Source organism: Winslowiella arboricola (assembly GCF_025527015.1).
GTDB classification, from domain to species: domain Bacteria; phylum Pseudomonadota; class Gammaproteobacteria; order Enterobacterales; family Enterobacteriaceae; genus Erwinia; species Erwinia arboricola.
In genome coordinates, this window is sequence record NZ_JAODIM010000042.1 from 403,254 (window position 1) to 419,105 (window position 15,852).

Sequence of the window (15,852 nt, forward strand, 5' to 3'; positions counted from 1 at the left end):
ATATGAGCCTTAACGCTTTAACAGCAAAACTGAATAACAGTATTGAACAGCATCGAGAAGAGTATCTGTCGATTTCCAAAGATATTTTTCAGCACCCGGAAACCGGCAATAATGAATATTATGCCAGTGGCCGGTTAATTGCGTTATTACGTCAGCATCAGTTTCAGGTCACCAGTGATGTCGCCGGTCATGAAACGGCTTTTTATGCGGTAAAAGAGAGCGCGAAACCCGGCCCGACCATCGCTTATCTGGCGGAATATGATGCGCTGATCGATATTGGTCACGCCTGCGGCCACAATATTATTGGCGTCACCAGCGTGGCGGCGGCAATTGCGCTGGCTGAGGTGATTGACGAAACCGGTGGCCGGGTCGTGGTGCTGGGCACACCGGCAGAAGAGGGCGGCTTACGCGGTAAAGGCGGGCCTAACGGCAACGTTAAGGCGCGCTTTGTCGGGCATGGTTTCCTTGATGAGGTGGATGTGGCTCTGATGGTGCATCCTGCCGGTAAAACCCGCCTTTCCGGCCCGTCACTGGCCAATAATCATCTCTATTTCCATTTCTATGGTAAGCCCTCCCACGCCGGTAGCGCGCCGCATAAAGGCGTCAACGCGCTGGATGCGCTGGTGCTGCTGTACAACGGCATTAGCGTGCTGCGCCAGCAGCTGCCGGATGGGGTGCGGGTGCACGGAATTATTACCAATGGCGGGCAGGCGCCCAATGTGATCCCGGAGTATGCCTCGGCTCACTACTATATTCGCGCCGATACGCGCGAAGAGGTAGTGGCGCTGGAGCCGCGCTTCCGTGCGATTGCCGAAGGCGTGGCGCTGGCTACCGGCACCCGGGTTGAGATTGAACATCAGGTTGGCCCGCGTGATTTCCGTATTAATCACACGCTGAATGGGCTGCTGCTGGAGGAGTTTAGCGCCGCTGGTGAAATCGTCGATCAGAGTGTGAAACAGGGCAAAGGGTCAACCGATGCCGGGGATATCAGTCATGCGGTGCCGACTGCGCACCCTTATATCAAAATCGGCCCCGATGATCTGATTGGTCATACCGTGGCGTTCCGCGAAGCCGCTGATTCAGAACAGGGCTATCAGGCATTGATTACCGGCGCGCAGGTGCTGGCGCGCAGCGGATTACGGTTACTGACTGACGGTGAATTACTGCAAAAAACCAAAGATGAGTTTGCTGGTACGCACACGGCGACACAGGCCGCATAAAACCGACAATAAGGGAGTTTGCCGTGAACAAGTTGTTTAATTTTTCCGCCGCCGCGCTGCTGCTGGCAGCGAGTTTACCCTGGGATGCCGCACTGGCCGCCACCGTGGATCGTAACGCCAGCCTGAGCATTGCTTATGGCAACCGTCCTGGCACGCTCGATCCCTACCTGACCACCAATAACGCCACCTCTGACGTTGACCGCAATATTTTTGAAGAGCTGTTCACCATCAATGAAAAGTTTGAACCGGTAGCGGAACTGGTAAAAAGCTACACGCTGAGCGACGATCGCAAAACCTACACCTTCACGCTGCGCGACGGCATTCATTTTCATAATGGACAGCTGTTAACCGCTGACGACGTGGTGGCGTCGATGAATCGCTGGCTGGCGGTGTCGACGCAGGGCAAAGCGAACCTTGCCGGGGCGCAGTTCAGCAAAGTGGATACGCAGCAGGTGCAGCTGACGCTGCAAACGCCGTCGCTGATTACTCTGAATATTCTGGCGGATGTGAAGAATATTGCGGCGATTATGCCGAAAAGCATTATCGACGAGGCTAACAGCAGTAAAAAACCGGTGAGCCAGCTGATTGGCACCGGCCCTTATAAACTGGCGGAGTTTAAACAGGGTGAATATCTGCACCTGACCCGCTATGACAACTATGTTTCCCGTAGCGAGCCTGCCAGCGGTCTGTCCGGGCAGAAAAAAGCCGATGTAAAAGATATCTGGTTCCGTTATATCACCGATGAGTCGACGCGGCTGGCGGGGGCGATGACTGGCGAATATGACATCGTCTTTAACCTGCCAAAGGACAATATCGATACCCTGCAGGGCGCGCCCGAGGTGCAGCTTTATCAGCCAGACAGCGGCGGCTCGCTGATTACCTTTCTGTTTAATAAAAACCGTGGCCCTTTCGCCAGTGTGAAACTGCGGCAGGCGTTTAATCTGGCGCTGGATGTTCATCAGGTGTTGCTGGCGGGCTACAGCGATCCGCGTTTCTTTAAAGAAGATCCTTCGCTGGGCTTTCCGCAGCAGGTGGACTGGTATAGCGAAGCTGGTCGGCCATTCTGGAATCAGCATAAGCTCGATGAGGCGCGGAAACTGGTCAAAGAGTCCGGCTATAACGGTGAAGAAGTGGTGATTATCGCTACTAAAGAGTATGCCGAACTGTATAACCTGGCGATTGTCGCCCAGCAGGTGTTAAAGCAAATCGGGGTTAAATCGCGGCTGGATGTGTATGACTGGCCAACGGTGCTGCAACGTCGTCAGGATCCAAATAACTTCGATCTCTGCGCGCTGGAGTTCTCCATGCGTCAGGTATTGCATCAGTATCCGTTCCTCGATTCGCGTGCGCGTTTCCCGGGGCTGAGCAACAGCCCGGAGATTGATGGCGTGCTGGATGCGATTAAGCAGGCGCCGTCGCTGAAAGAGGCGAAGCCGCTGGTGGATCAACTCAACCAACTGAGCTGGCGCTATTTACCGGTGATCGTGCTGGGGCACACCACCCCGGAACCGATCGCCATCAAGCGTAATATCCACGGCTATCAGGATCTGATCGGTCCGGTGCTGTGGAATATCAGCGTTAGCGCCCCCTGATGCTGTGGTATAGCTGTCACCGCATCCTGGCGCTGTTACCGGTGCTGCTGGTTATTTCCGTGGTGGTGTTTTGCCTGGTGCATCTGGCGCCGGGCGATCCGGTGCTGGTGATGCTCGGCAATGATGCCAGCCCCGCGGATATCGCCGCCCTGCGCCAGCAGATGGGGCTGGATAAACCTCTGCTGGTGCAGTTTATCGCCTGGTCCGGCGCGGTGCTGCGCGGCGATTTAGGCCATTCGCTGTTTATGAACGCCAGTGTGGTCTCGCTGTTTTTCCAGCATCTGCAACCCACGCTGGCGCTGGCGATCTATGCCCAGCTGATTGCGCTGGTGCTGGGGCTGGGTGGTGGCATTCTCAGCGCCTGGCAGCATGGACGGTTTACTGACCGGGTGGTGCGCTGGCTGGCAACGCTGGGCATGTCGGTGCCGGGCTTTCTGCTGGGGCTGTTTCTGATCTTCTTTTTTGCCGTGCAGCTGCGCTGGTTTCCGGTGGTGGGATATCGTTCCAGCGGCGGCAGCCTGCTGGCCAATCTGTGGTATCTGACCTTACCGGCGCTGGCGCTGGGTTTCCGTATTGCGGCATTGATTGCCCGCATGACGCGCGCGGTAATGCTTGATGTGCTGCAGGAAAACTTTATCAAAACCGCTCGGGCGAAAGGAGTGCCGGAGCGCCGGGTGCTGTTGCGCCATACGCTGAAAAATGCGCTGATCCCGATTCTGACCATCTGCGGCGAGTCGTTCGCCTCACTGGTGACCGGCACCATTGTGATTGAAAGTGTGTTCGGGATCCCCGGTGTCGGTTCGCTGATTGTGGACTCGATTGAACGGCGAGATTTCACCGTGATTCAGGGGACGGTACTGCTGATTACCTTCAGCTATGTGCTGATTAATTTGCTGGTCGATCTGCTGAGTTATCTCGCCGATCCGCGCATTTCGGTGACAGGGAAATCGGCATGAAGAGACTTGCAGGGCAGCAGCCGCTGGTTATCTGGAGCGCGGTATTAGTGCTGCTGGTGATATTGTCATTATCGGGTTCCTGGCTCAGTCCGTTTGATGCGTATGCCATCAACCCGTCAGAGCGCCTGAAAGCGCCCGATGCCGTGCACTGGTTTGGCACCGATAATTTTGGTCGCGATCTGTTTGTACGCGTGGTGATGGGCGTCAGAGTTTCGCTGTCGGTCGGCGCGGCGGTGGCGCTGATTGCCGGGATTACCGGCATGATTATCGGCCTGCTTTGCGCCTGGTATCGGCTGCTGGATTTGTTGCTGATGCGCGTCTGCGATGGTCTGTTTGCCATTCCGTCGTTGCTGCTGGCGATTGCGATTGTGGGTATCCTCGGGCCGAATATCGCCAATGTGGTGCTGGCGCTGTCGCTGGTTTACGTTCCTTCAATTGCCCGTGTGATCCGTGGCGCTGCGCTGGTGATTAAAGAGAAAAACTATGTTGAAGCACTGCGTGCGCAGGGCGCGACATCGGCGCGCATTATCTGGCTTCATCTGCTGCCGAATGTGATTTCGCCGTTTATCGTGCAGGTAAGCTGGGTGTTTTCGGTGGCGATTCTTACCGAAGCCGCGCTCAGTTTTCTCGGCTCCGGCGTACCCGCGCCAACGCCCAGCCTCGGTAATCTGCTGCTGGAGGGCAAGAAAGTGATCTTTACCGCCTGGTGGATGACCTTCTTTCCCGGGATGGCAATTGTGTTACTGATTCTGGCGTTAAATATTATTGGCGATGCGCTGCGCGACAGTTCGCAACCCGGACTTAAACCGCTGCCGCGTTCGATACTGCGTCAGCTAAAAAAAGGAACTCCCTCGCGATGACAACGCCAGCAAACTCTCCGCTGCTGACGGTGGAACATCTGCAGGTGAAATTCGCCACCGGGCAGGGCGTGGTTTCACCGGTACGCGATCTCTCGTTTAGCGTTAATCGCCATGAAATTGTCGGGATTATCGGTGAATCCGGCTGCGGTAAAAGTGTCACGGTGCAGGCGCTGATGGGATTGCTGCCATCACAGACCAGTGCCGTTAGCGGCGAACTGACGCTCGACGGTGTGCGGCTCGATCAACTCTCCCCGCGCCAGCAGCGGCAGCGATGCGGCAGTGAAATGGCAATGATTTTTCAGGATCCGCTCTCCAGCCTGAATCCGGTCTTTACCGTCGGCGATCAGATTGATGAAAGCCTGAAGCTGCATACCTCGCTAAAGCGTAATGCCAGACGGTCACGTATTTTAGCGCTGCTGACAGAGGTGGGGATTGATGATGCGCCACGCTGTGCGGCGGCTTATCCACATGAGATCTCCGGCGGGATGCGTCAGCGGGTGATGATCGCGATAGCGATTGCCTCACAACCTGCGCTGCTGATTGCCGATGAACCGACCACCGCGCTGGATGTGACTATTCAGGCGCAGATCCTCAGCTTGTTGCAAACCATCAACCAGCAAAACGGGATGGGCATTTTACTGATTACTCATGATCTGTCGGTGGTGGCGCAACTGTGTCAGCGGGTACTGGTGATGTATTACGGTGAGGTGGTCGAGCAGGCGGATGTGATATCGCTGTTTAATCGCCCGCTGCATCCCTATACCCAGGCGTTGATGGCCGCGCGCCCCGGACTGCAGGGCGAGCCAAAATCACGGTTGCGCGAAATATCCGGCACAGTTCCCGACCTGCACGCACCGCCTGGCGGGTGCAGCTTTGCGCCGCGCTGTCCGCAGGCGGAAGCGCGCTGCCATCAGCAGTCGCCACTACTGCGTTCACTGCCAGTATCCGGCCATGCGGTGCGCTGCTGGCTGGCGGAATTACCAGGAGAAGCGCAATGACAGCTCCTCTGCTAACTGTACGTAATCTGAGTAAAACGTATTCCGCCAGGGGTGCGGGACGTTTTACGGCGGTGGATGATGTCAGTTTTGACATTATGCCCGGCGAAACTTATGCGCTGGTGGGGGAGTCCGGCAGCGGCAAAAGCACCACCGGCCGTTGCCTGCTGGGGCTGACGGCGGCCAGCGCGGGCGAGGTTCGTTTTAATGGCCGCTCTTTGCTGGAACTCAGTAGCAACGAGTGGCGCGCGGTGCGCAAAGATATCCAGATGGTGTTTCAGGATCCGCTCTCTGCGCTCGACCCGAAGCGCCGTGTGGGTTACAGCATCGAAGAGCCGCTGATTATCCACGGTGTTAACGATAAGTCATGGCGTAAGGCGCAGGTGGAAAAAATGCTGTTAAGCGTCGGCCTGCAGGCCGCCGATGCAGGCCGCTATCCGCGCGAGTTTTCCGGCGGTCAGTTGCAGCGCATCGGTATTGCGCGGGCGCTGGTGCCTGAACCGAAACTGATTATTTGCGATGAACCGGTTTCGGCGCTGGATGTTTCGATTCAGTCGCAGATCCTGAATTTGCTGATGTCGTTACAGCGTGAACGCGGGCTGGCTTACCTGTTTATTTCGCATGATTTAAGCGTTGTACACCATATTGCCGACCGGGTTGGTGTGATGTATCGCGGCAAAATCGTCGAACAGGGCGCAACCGCGCAGTTGTTTACGCAGCCGCAGCATCAGTGGACGCGTTATCTGCTCAGTGCGATTCCGCCCGCTTATCCGCGCGGGGCGTAGCGGTAATGGAAATGAAAATCATTCTCTAATGCTTTATATTATCTGCGCATCTGGCAGGGGCCAGTGTCTGACAGGGATTTAAAGCAAAGAGAAGCTGGCATGGTAACAACTCCACGTGTACTGGTCGTCGATGACCACCGTAAAATCCGTGAGCCTCTGGCCGTTTACCTGCGCCGCCAGGGGTTTGATGTACGCACCGCCGAAAATGCTGCTGCGATGTGGCTGCTGTTAAAACAGCTTAGTTTTGAGATGGTTATTCTCGATGTCATGCTGCCCGACGGCGATGGCATGGTGCTGTGTCAGCAGCTGCAACGGCGTAACAATATCCCGGTTATCCTGCTGACGGCGCGCGATGCTACCGACGACCGCGTGCGCGGACTGGATCTCGGTGCGGATGACTATGTGGTTAAACCTTTTGAGCCGCGCGAGCTGGTATCACGGATTAACAGTGTGCTGCGGCGCAGCGGCACAGTTGCGGCTGACGCGCAGGCTGAACGATGCGGCGGATTGCTGGCGTACCGTTTTGCCGGTCTGCATTTTCTGCCTGCCAGCGGACTGCTGAGCGGTGAGGATGGGGCTGGTATCGCCTTAAGCACTATGGAAGGGAGGCTGCTGGCGGCATTTTTGCAGCATCCGAATAGGGTATTAAGCCGCGATCGCTTAATCGATCTCTGCGTGTCGCCAGGCAATGATATTTTCGATCGGGCGATCGATCGTCAGGTTAGTCGTCTGCGCAGCAAGCTGGCGCATTTTCTGCGTGACAGCGAGGTGCTGATTACCGTCTGGGGCAGTGGCTACCGGCTGGCGGCCGATGTCAGTGAATTACAGGCATGACGTGGCTGCAAAAACGGCTGCCAAAACGGATGGCCAACCAGCTGGTGTTGTTACTGGTTCTGGCGCTGCTGCTGACCAATATTATCGCCATTGTTGCTATCCAGCTTACCGGCGCGCTGATCCATCCGGTATCGCGCGCGCATGCGCTGGAACGTCTGAGTATTGCTTACCAGGCCGCGCAGCGGCTGGCCCCGGCTGATACTGAACCATTATTGCAGGCGATAAATACCCGCGATGCCCGATTCTGGATTGCCGCGCGCCCCGACGTTCCCGCTTTCCCGATGCGCAGCGAAGAGCAGCGGCTGGCGGCCGATTTAGCCTCACTGCTGCCCGCCACCGACAATATTATGATGCAACTTGAACGTACCGATGGTGGCGTGGCGCGTGAGCACCTGTTCCGCGCCGCTGGCTGGCAGCCGTTGCGTCTGCGTACCAGTGTCGAATTACCGGATGGTCGCTATCTGAATGGCGTGCAGCATCCGATGCAGGCTTATGAATGGCGTCGCCTGCTGGCTTATGCGCTGCCGGTAACCAGTGTGCCGGTGTTGCTGATGGTGATGTTCTTTATCCGACGGGTGGTGCATCCGGTTAAGACGCTGGCTGAGGCGACGGAGCGCGTCAGCCGTGGCGAGTGGATCAAGCCGCTGCCGCTGCGCGGACCACAGGAAGCGCGTGAACTGACGCAGGCATTTAATCTGATGCAGGAGCGTCTGGCGCGCCATGTTGAAGGCCGCACCCGCATGCTTGCCGCCGTCAGCCACGATCTTAATACGCCGATTACCGAACTGCGCCTGACCGTCGAGTTAATGGCGGAAGGGCCGGATCGCGACGATATGCTGGAAAGTTTGCAGGAGCTAAGCTCAATGGTCAGTGAAACGCTGAAATTTGTGCGCGGCGATGCCTTGCAGGAACAGACCAGCAGCCTGTCGGTTAGCCGCCTGCTGGACGATCTTGCCCGCCGTTATCGCACCCTCGGGCAGCCGGTAACGTGGCAGGGCGGAGAGGCGACTGAGATTCGTTGCCGTCCTCTGTCACTGAAACGTGCGCTGACCAATCTGATCGATAATGCGCTGATGTATGCCGGCGACGCGACGCTAAGCCTGCATCAGCAGGCGGGCGGCGTACGTATTGAAGTGCTGGATCATGGTCCGGGCATCGCGCCAGCTTCTCTGGCGCAGGCTTTCGAGCCTTTTGTGCAGCTGTCACATATGAAGGTGCGTGAGGATACGGGCGCTGGCGGCGGACTGGGACTGGGGCTGTCGATCGCCCGTGCCACTGTGCATGCCCACGGTGGCGAGCTGATTCTTGAGAATCGCCCGCCAGCCGGGTTGTGCGCGATAGTGATTCTGCCTGAGGGTCAGAAGGTGATGGTGCTGCCAAACCAGAAGGTACGACCGTAATTGACGGTGCCGTATGTTTCGTCGTCAAGGCGCTTGTCATTGAGGTTGTAAATCGCACCATTCAGCGTCACTGCCGGGGTCAGCTGGTAAGATGCGCCGATATCCGCGGTAGTGTAGTCCGGCGCCGGGGTATTATTCACCGTGGTGCCAAACTCTTTACCGTAGTAGTTGACCGCCGCCCAGCTTTGCAGATTTTCGCTGATATCCCATTCGCTGCGCAGGCTGGCTTTACGTTTTGGGGTTAACGCCAGAGGTGCGCCAGCATTGGCGCCGCTTTTCTGCTCAGAATCGGTATAAGTGAAGTTACCCTTCAGCGACAGCGCAGGCAGAATCTGCCAGCGTCCGTTCAGCTCGACCCCTTTAATCACCGCTTTGTCGATATTGACGCGCTGCATAATGGTATAACCGTTCCACTGCTGGTCGGTGGTCACCGTCGACAGCTTATCTTTAAAGTCGTTATAGAATACGGTTGCGCCTGCGGAGAGATCGTCGCGATTATTCCACAACGCCGACAGTTCATAGTTGGTGCTGGTTTCTGGTTTCAGATCCGAATTACCAAACATCACGTAAGTGTTACGGCGCAGCACCGCGTAGTCATCGATAACGGCGCGCAGTTCAGGGGCTTTAAAGCCACGCGCGACGCCGCCTTTCAGCGTCCACTCGTCACTCAGGTGCCATACGCCATAGATGCGCGGGTTAATATGATTGCCGTATTGTTCATGGTGATCGAGACGCAGACCGGTAGTTAACGCAAAACTCTCGCTAAGACGCCATTCGTCTTCCGCGAATATCGCTTTCTGCACCACATCGAATTTGTAGTTTTTCCGATCGTTAAGCCCCTGGTTCCAGTCGGTGAGGGCGCTCTGATTCCACTGCACCCCGCCGGTGATCACATGATAATCGGTCGGCGCCACCAGTTTGGCGTCAAACACGGTATTTTTGATTTCCGGTTTACGGCCCAGCACGTCGGTCTGGGTTTCGCTGGCCAGCCCTTCACGACTGGTTTTTTCCTGTGACAGACTCAGGCTGGTGGTGGCCCAGTCCCAGCGTCCTTCATGTGATACCGACCAGTGGTCGCGGTTATTTTTCTGCTCGCGGGTTGCCCAGTTGGCGCTGACGCCGTCGCCGTTTTTCAGGCGGGTGACGCCGCCTTCCAGCAGAATATCCTGGTCAGGGGTCGGCGTAATCGCCAGGCGCGCGGTGATATCTTTATGCTGTGCTTTGGTGAAACCATTGGTGGTTTCGACATTATCATCAGCCTGGCGATCCAGATAGCGTCCCCATACCTGTAATCCCAGCACGTCCGACACCAACGGGCCATTCAGATAGAATTGGGTCTGCCCCGCATTGCCCTGATCGCTGTGCTGGCGCGCAGAGTAATCATAAGAGAGTGAACCTCCCCATTTGCGTGAGACTTTGCGGGTAATCACATTGATAACGCCGCCGATGGCGTCAGAGCCATACAGAGATGACATCGGCCCGCGAATCACTTCGATACGCTCAATGGCCGCCGCGGGCGGCACAAAACTCTGCTCATAACCGCTATTGCCGTTGACGCGCGAATCGCGCCCGCTCTGACGTTTGCCATCTACCAACAGCAGGGTGTAATCGGCTGGCATGCCGCGAATAGAGATATCGGTTTCATTGGCGCCGCCATTAACCACTACCCCCTCGACATCGCGCACCGCATCGCCCAGGTTCTGGAAAGAGCGTTTACGCAACTGTTCACCGTCAATCACGGTGATCGAAGCCGGAGCTTCTTCCTGGCTCTGTTCGTAACCGGCCGCGGTTACCACCATTGCGGGTTGATCGCTGGCAGAACTTGCTTCATCGGCCCAGGCGCTGGCAGGCAGCAGCAGCGCCAGTTGGATAATAATGGCCAGAGGCTGACGGTGAAAATGGGGATGCATGATAGAACGTCTCTCACAGAATTCATGTTAAACACGAATCATACGCATCCGCATCTGCAAACATTGGACAAAGTAAGACAGCGGGACATCTGGCGGAAAGTATCAGCCAAATGCGGCGGCAACTCCGCGCAGTTCCGGCAGTACGGCCAGATTTTTCTCCTGAATAATGTCTTCATGAATCTTCAGGATCACCGCTTTTACCACATCGGAATTTTTCTTCATGCTTTGCTGCTGCATAATCGCATTTAACTCTTCCAGCTGCCGCGGACTGACTTTCATCGAAATACGTTTTGATGATTTGGCCTGCGCAAAGTCGCTGCTTAACAATGCGTTCAGCTGCGCCTGCTGGTAGTGACCGGTGGTCAGGGCATGAAGGTAGTAAAGAATAAGGGCTTTATTGAAATCCTCATTTAGCGATGCATCTATCTTTTGCGTCGCTACATGCAGAATATCGAGATAGTGCGCTGGCACCCTGACTTCCAGCGGCAGTTTTCGCTGTTCAAACGCGGCCTTAATTTGTGGCGTGCATTGAGCCGGTATGCTGACCACGTCGTCACACCGATCACAGACGCCGGCAAGAATATTTTTTACCATGCCGCTGCCATCGCTGAAGTTGACATCGCGTAGCCGATGGGTGGCTGTTGATCTCCCGCACTGATGACAGATAACGGTCAGTTTATCGCCTTCTTTTACCATTCTCACGGAACACTCCTTTGTTAGTCAGAGGTGAACACTAATAAAGATCAGATTTGGCTGGATAAAATAGAACTTCACATACCAGCGGCAACCCGCCTTCCACGGCCTGAGGATATGGACATCAATGTCAGCATCCTGATGGTGTGGCGTGCAGAGGTATTCGTCTCCGCTGGTTTTCCTGATTAGCTCAATAACCCCGGCCTGATCAATCAGACCGGTGGAAAACACATTTTTTACCGCGATATCGACACGGATTTCATGATGGTAAGCACCCTCAAGCAGACAGCGTATCGCTTCCCGTTTTACATCCCTGAATCCCATAACGCCTCCCTATTTTGTACGAACTGTTGCGTACATGCAATATGCCAGCAGCGATTTATTGCGGAGGATTTTAACGGCGGCAGAGCAGGGGAGGCTATGCGTTGAGGGTGGCGCACAGCAGGAAAGTTTAAAACGTCGAGGAGGCTCGCAAAGTGGTTGAGGCAGGGATGAAAAGCAAAACAGCCCGCTCAGGATTTTCTGAGCGGGCTGTTTTTATGGCTGGCATCGCTTTCTTGTTGCAGACGTATTGCTGCCACGAGAGTATCAATAAACACTCTGACCCTGGCGGGTAAGTATCTCTTTGTCGGATACAAAGCCATCACAGGCAATTCCGCGCTTTTATAATCGGAAAGAACAGGCACCAGCCGTCCTTCTGCTACGTGTTGTTCGGACAAAAAGGACGGAAGCCAGGCAATGCCCATACCGGACAGGGCTGCATCCAGCACGGCTTCACCTCGATTTGCCATAAAGGCAATTCGTCCCGGGATCGTTTGCCACGTCCCTTCAGAAGTAAGAACGCGCCATACATGCTCCCGTGCAACAGATGTCCGGGTGTTTATATAAGGTAAGCAAAGATGGCTTCGCAAAGACTCAAGCGTTTGCGGCGTGCCATATTTTTCTAAATATTCCGGCGCAGCACAAAACATCGTGCGATAGCGCGCGATCACCCGGGTGACGACATCAGGGTGCAGGTCTGAAGTCTCACCAATACGGATCGCCAGATCGAAACCTTCCTCAACAATATCGACTGTCTGATCGGTCAGATTCAGCTCAATGGCCACTTCCGGCCACATCGTAAGAAAATCACGAACAACGGGCATGACGTGCAACTGGCCGTAGGCGCCTGGCGCCGTAATACGTAACAGGCCTTTTGGCCTCGCATCGCGGCCAGCAATGTTGTTTTCCGCGGACGCCAAATCATCCAGTATGACAGTGCACTGCTCATAAAAGCGCCGGCCCTCCTCAGTCACGCTGAGCGAGCGGGTTGTTCGATTAAACAGACGCACCCCAAGACGGGTTTCGATCCGTCCGACCGCTTTAGCCACTGCAGAGCGCGACAGGCCGAGTGCGCGCGCTGCACCCGCAAAGCTGCTGGTTTCAACCGTCGTCGTGAACGCGATGATATCGCTTATGTTTGTTCTTCGCATGCACCACTCCGTTTCCTTTTCGTCTTCAGTAAGGAGAAACCTATTCGCCAATATTACATGTATCTTTTTATTGAATCATAGTGGGATACAACATCAGGTTATCCCTGTTTTTACCGGAAGGAGCAACTTTGAACGCATCACATTTTGCCTCAGGGGCTAATCGAAGGGGTTTTGTGCTGATGGCGGCATGTATCGTCGCCGTCGCCAATCCGCTCGCATTTACCGGACCTGCTGTAGCGCTGCCCACTATAGGCCAAACGCTGGAAGGCACTGCTGTCGAATTGGGATGGGTGACCAACGCCTTTATGCTGGCGTTTGGTAGTTGCCTTTTAACTGCCGGATCGCTTGCGGACGCACTGGGGCGTCGACGAGTTTTTCTTGTGGGCGCCGGGCTGCTTTTCGCGTTTTCTCTCGCGCTCAGTGTTGCACCGAACATCTTTATTATCGATCTGCTACGAGCCGGGCAGGGCGTCGCTGCCGCTGCGGCTTTTGCTGGCATTATGGCTGCGCTGGCCCAGGAATTTCAGGGCGCTGGCAGTATGCGGGCCTTCAGTCTGGTGGGTACCAGTTTCGGCGTCGGACTTGCGTTTGGACCAATCAGTTCGGGCCTTCTGATAGCGGCTTTTGGCTGGAGATCGATTTTTGTCCTTGTCGCGGTACTTGCAGCCTTTGCTTACGCTATGGGATCGGTATTTGTTCGTGAGTCGCGGGATCCACAAGCCGCAGGTATTGACTGGAAAGGAGGCCTCTGTTTCACCGCGGCACTGGCGCTTTTTACCCAGGCTATTCTTGTCGCGCCGGAAAAAGGATGGGGAGATACAGGCACTCTCTTCTGTCTCACGCTCAGTATTGCGCTGTTCATACTCTTTTCCGCTATCGAATTACGGGCACAACGACCGATGCTGAATCTTTCTCTTTTCCGGGAACCCCGTTTTGTCGCTGTCCAGCTGCTCGCAGCCGCACCGGCCTATGCGTTTGTCGTTCTTCTGATTCTGTTACCGGTTCGTTTTGTCGGGATCGACGGTATGACGGCCTTGCAGGCAGGGTGGATTATGGTAGCGCTGTGCGGTCCCCTTTTGTTCCTGCCACTTATTGCTGGTTTACTGACTCGCTGGTTCTCAGCAGCAACACTCTGTGGTACGGGATTTGTCGTGTCAGCAGGCGGGCTTTTGTGGCTGAGTTGCTGGCCCGGTGGCGCGGCGAGCATAACGCTAATTGCTCCGCTTCTTGTCATTGGTACCGGCATCAGCCTGCCATGGGGATTAATGGACGGACTGGCTGTAAGCGTTGTTCCCCGCGAAAACGCCGGAATGGCGACGGGTATCTTCAACACCACCCGGGTTGCTGGCGAAGGTGTGGCGCTGGCTGTTGTAAGTGCGCTCTTGTCCGCCCTGATTGCTTCCAGGATCAGTACGGATTTTCCCGTTTCGTCCGGGCTGGCAGGTGATACAGCGCAACGTTTCGTTGCCGGAGACCTGTCCTCGGTGCAGTCATTATTTGCCCTGTCAGCCCATAACACACTGGCGCACAGTTATAACAGCGCCTTCAGTAGCCTGCTTATCATTCTGGCAGTCGTGACTTTAGCCACGTCTTTGGTGATTTTTATGGCGCTTCGCGGAGCGGCGCGAGTATCGACAGAGCACGCGGCGGGAAAATAACAGGGAGACACGGATTTTATCTGATCAGCATGCTCCTGGCGTGAAGCATTTTGACGGCGGGCTGTCGCGTTCTGAACAGATTACAGTGCAGGCCAGTTTCACTGTCTGCGTACTGCCTGGCATATCAGTATAAAACGCCCGCAAACTAATGCGGGCGACGTGTTTACCGATCGAGGAAATTAACCAGCGCATCGTTAAACTCATCTGGCGCCTGGATAAAGGCAAAATGGCTGGTGTTGGGGATAATCAGCAGCCCGGCTTGCGGGATAGTGGCGGCGATATGCTCCAGATGCGGACGCAGGATCCCTTCATCATGATCGCCGTCGGCAACCAGAATCGGCGTACGGATGCTTTTCAGCTGCGCATCGCTCCAGTTGGGCTGTGTCTCCCACATATGCCCAATCTGCTCAACAAAACTGTCGTACTGATCCGGGGTTTTAGAGAGCCGCTGATACTCCTTACCCGCGCGGCTGATATAAGCGGCAAATAGCGGATTCTCGGCGACGTCGGCGCGTACGCCCGCGGTAGTGGTATTGGGCGCGAAGGCAAATACCTTATTGATGCGCTCTGCATGGCGCAGTGCCAGATCGATACCGATAATCCCGCCGTCACTCCAGCCAACAATATCCGCCTTCTGCAGATGCAGGTGATCCATTAACGCCACCACATCGTCGGTCATCAGATCGTAGCCATAAGGCTGGCTGTTGCGCGTACTGCGTCCGTGGCCGCGGCTGTCCAGTACGATTACCTGGTGGTTGCGGGCGATCACCGGCACCTGCTTGCCCCAGTAATCGGCGTTCGCCAGCCCGCCGTGAATAAAGATCACCGGCGAACCCTTGCCGATGACGCCGTAAAACAGATCTATGCCGTTCACTTTGGCATAGCCGGTTTTCAGGCCGCTGACCGGCGCAGGGGTTGGCGGCAGATGCTGCCAGCGCTGGCCCCAGCTGACGTTCTGTTCGGTGGCGAGGGCGGTGAGGGGTAAAACCGCGCCGGAAAGCAGTGAGAAGGATAACAGCCATGCAAGAAAGGGTTTAAATTTCATCGCTCTGCTCCTGAAGGTAGTGAAATAGGGGTAACGCGTTTCAGAGCGAAGCTTAGATAGATTTTTGTCGGTGACATGGCGCGAAGTGCTATTCAACTGCCACTGCCAGATTTCCGGGCCGTCTGAGGATTGATATATAGGGTCATGGTCGAAAACCGGGGGGAGCATCGCGCTCCCCGCAGAAGGAAGCAGGCTATTACATCGGTGAGTCAATCAGCGCGCCACCTTCTTTTAAACTGCGATTCAGGCGGTAGTATTGATATTCCTGCCAATTGCCGGGTTAGCAGGTAACTGTTGGATCGATTCGAGAATACCGTTTGCCGCAGACTGCTGGTTATCCAGGGTCTTCTTCAGTACGAGGGTGCTTACCTTACTGTTCAAATCCAGGCTATCAAGGCTGGTAGCCAGTGATGCAATTTGCGAGACATCCAT

At 55.6% G+C, this 15,852-nt stretch carries 15 protein-coding genes; 9 read left to right on the plus strand and 6 right to left on the minus strand.

What is annotated here, in order from left to right; all coding sequences use genetic code 11:
* Nucleotides 1–2: 2 nt before the first annotated feature.
* The 8 genes from N5923_RS16220 to N5923_RS16255 all read left to right on the plus strand — a co-directional run bounded on the left by N5923_RS16220 (nucleotide 3) and on the right by N5923_RS16255 (nucleotide 8,642).
* A complete protein-coding gene (locus N5923_RS16220) occupies nucleotides 3–1,220 on the plus strand; it encodes a M20 family metallopeptidase (RefSeq protein WP_267141904.1) in 1,218 nt (405 codons plus the stop codon).
* A gap of 23 nt (nucleotides 1,221–1,243) precedes the next feature.
* Nucleotides 1,244–2,812 carry an ABC transporter substrate-binding protein gene (locus N5923_RS16225; RefSeq protein ID WP_267141905.1) on the plus strand — a complete coding sequence of 523 codons (1,569 nt, stop codon included), beginning with the start codon at nucleotides 1,244–1,246 and terminating at the stop codon, nucleotides 2,810–2,812.
* Entirely contained in the window at nucleotides 2,812–3,768 is a 957-nt protein-coding gene (locus tag N5923_RS16230) for an ABC transporter permease (protein WP_267141906.1), read from the plus strand. The genes N5923_RS16225 and N5923_RS16230 overlap by 1 nt, the downstream gene beginning before the upstream one ends.
* Complete coding sequence (locus tag N5923_RS16235; RefSeq protein WP_267141907.1) at nucleotides 3,765–4,628, plus strand: ABC transporter permease; 864 nt, start codon at nucleotides 3,765–3,767, stop codon at nucleotides 4,626–4,628. Before N5923_RS16230 ends, N5923_RS16235 begins: the two co-directional genes overlap by 4 nt.
* Nucleotides 4,625–5,626: an ABC transporter ATP-binding protein gene (locus N5923_RS16240; RefSeq protein ID WP_267145246.1), complete on the plus strand. Its 1,002-nt coding sequence runs from the start codon at nucleotides 4,625–4,627 to the stop codon at nucleotides 5,624–5,626. Before N5923_RS16235 ends, N5923_RS16240 begins: the two co-directional genes overlap by 4 nt.
* A complete protein-coding gene (locus N5923_RS16245; protein ID WP_267141909.1) occupies nucleotides 5,623–6,408 on the plus strand; it encodes an ATP-binding cassette domain-containing protein in 786 nt (261 codons plus the stop codon). Before N5923_RS16240 ends, N5923_RS16245 begins: the two co-directional genes overlap by 4 nt.
* Before the next feature lie 99 nt (nucleotides 6,409–6,507).
* The gene (locus N5923_RS16250) at nucleotides 6,508–7,242 is read left to right on the plus strand and encodes a response regulator transcription factor (RefSeq protein WP_267141910.1); all 735 of its coding nucleotides are present in this window, start codon (nucleotides 6,508–6,510) and stop codon (nucleotides 7,240–7,242) included.
* Complete coding sequence (locus N5923_RS16255; protein WP_267141911.1) at nucleotides 7,239–8,642, plus strand: ATP-binding protein; 1,404 nt, start codon at nucleotides 7,239–7,241, stop codon at nucleotides 8,640–8,642. Before N5923_RS16250 ends, N5923_RS16255 begins: the two co-directional genes overlap by 4 nt.
* Here the strand turns inward: N5923_RS16255 and N5923_RS16260 are convergent.
* The 4 genes from N5923_RS16260 to N5923_RS16275 all read right to left on the minus strand — a co-directional run bounded on the left by N5923_RS16260 (nucleotide 8,600) and on the right by N5923_RS16275 (nucleotide 12,717).
* The gene (locus N5923_RS16260; RefSeq protein ID WP_267141912.1) at nucleotides 8,600–10,552 is read right to left on the minus strand and encodes a TonB-dependent receptor domain-containing protein; all 1,953 of its coding nucleotides are present in this window, start codon (nucleotides 10,550–10,552) and stop codon (nucleotides 8,600–8,602) included. The genes N5923_RS16255 and N5923_RS16260 overlap by 43 nt on opposite strands.
* A gap of 102 nt (nucleotides 10,553–10,654) precedes the next feature.
* Nucleotides 10,655–11,248, minus strand: a complete 594-nt coding sequence (locus N5923_RS16265; protein ID WP_267141967.1) for a hypothetical protein — start codon at nucleotides 11,246–11,248, stop codon at nucleotides 10,655–10,657.
* Between the two features lie 24 nt (nucleotides 11,249–11,272).
* A complete protein-coding gene (locus N5923_RS16270; RefSeq protein ID WP_267141913.1) occupies nucleotides 11,273–11,569 on the minus strand; it encodes a hypothetical protein in 297 nt (98 codons plus the stop codon).
* A 188-nt stretch (nucleotides 11,570–11,757) separates the two neighbouring features.
* Nucleotides 11,758–12,717 (minus strand): LysR family transcriptional regulator, encoded by a 960-nt coding sequence (locus tag N5923_RS16275; RefSeq protein ID WP_267141914.1) that lies wholly within the window; start codon nucleotides 12,715–12,717, stop codon nucleotides 11,758–11,760.
* A 128-nt stretch (nucleotides 12,718–12,845) separates the two neighbouring features.
* Between N5923_RS16275 and N5923_RS16280 the strand changes: the two genes are divergently transcribed.
* Entirely contained in the window at nucleotides 12,846–14,375 is a 1,530-nt protein-coding gene (locus N5923_RS16280) for an MFS transporter (RefSeq protein WP_267141915.1), read from the plus strand.
* Between the two features lie 163 nt (nucleotides 14,376–14,538).
* On the opposite strand, the gene N5923_RS16285 is transcribed toward N5923_RS16280, so the two are convergent.
* Nucleotides 14,539–15,420, minus strand: coding sequence for an alpha/beta fold hydrolase (locus tag N5923_RS16285; RefSeq protein WP_267141916.1), 882 nt, complete (start codon nucleotides 15,418–15,420; stop codon nucleotides 14,539–14,541).
* A gap of 243 nt (nucleotides 15,421–15,663) precedes the next feature.
* Nucleotides 15,664–15,852, minus strand: coding sequence for a YjfB family protein (locus N5923_RS16290; RefSeq protein WP_267141917.1), 189 nt, complete (start codon nucleotides 15,850–15,852; stop codon nucleotides 15,664–15,666).

Excerpts from the sequence above, each read along its gene's own strand:
- N5923_RS16260 (WP_267141912.1), bottom strand. The coding sequence starts at position 10,552 with ATGCATCCCCATTTTCACCGTCAGCCTCTGGCCATTATTATCCAACTG.
- N5923_RS16245 (WP_267141909.1), top strand. The coding sequence starts at position 5,623 with ATGACAGCTCCTCTGCTAACTGTACGTAATCTGAGTAAAACGTATTCC.
- N5923_RS16265 (WP_267141967.1), bottom strand. The coding sequence starts at position 11,248 with ATGGTAAAAGAAGGCGATAAACTGACCGTTATCTGTCATCAGTGCGGG.
- N5923_RS16290 (WP_267141917.1), bottom strand. The coding sequence starts at position 15,852 with ATGGATGTCTCGCAAATTGCATCACTGGCTACCAGCCTTGATAGCCTG.
- N5923_RS16285 (WP_267141916.1), bottom strand. The coding sequence starts at position 15,420 with ATGAAATTTAAACCCTTTCTTGCATGGCTGTTATCCTTCTCACTGCTT.
- N5923_RS16240 (WP_267145246.1), top strand. The coding sequence starts at position 4,625 with ATGACAACGCCAGCAAACTCTCCGCTGCTGACGGTGGAACATCTGCAG.
- N5923_RS16250 (WP_267141910.1), top strand. The coding sequence starts at position 6,508 with ATGGTAACAACTCCACGTGTACTGGTCGTCGATGACCACCGTAAAATC.
- N5923_RS16255 (WP_267141911.1), top strand. The coding sequence starts at position 7,239 with ATGACGTGGCTGCAAAAACGGCTGCCAAAACGGATGGCCAACCAGCTG.
- N5923_RS16230 (WP_267141906.1), top strand. The coding sequence starts at position 2,812 with ATGCTGTGGTATAGCTGTCACCGCATCCTGGCGCTGTTACCGGTGCTG.
- N5923_RS16275 (WP_267141914.1), bottom strand. The coding sequence starts at position 12,717 with ATGCGAAGAACAAACATAAGCGATATCATCGCGTTCACGACGACGGTT.
- N5923_RS16270 (WP_267141913.1), bottom strand. The coding sequence starts at position 11,569 with ATGGGATTCAGGGATGTAAAACGGGAAGCGATACGCTGTCTGCTTGAG.
- N5923_RS16235 (WP_267141907.1), top strand. The coding sequence starts at position 3,765 with ATGAAGAGACTTGCAGGGCAGCAGCCGCTGGTTATCTGGAGCGCGGTA.
- N5923_RS16220 (WP_267141904.1), top strand. The coding sequence starts at position 3 with ATGAGCCTTAACGCTTTAACAGCAAAACTGAATAACAGTATTGAACAG.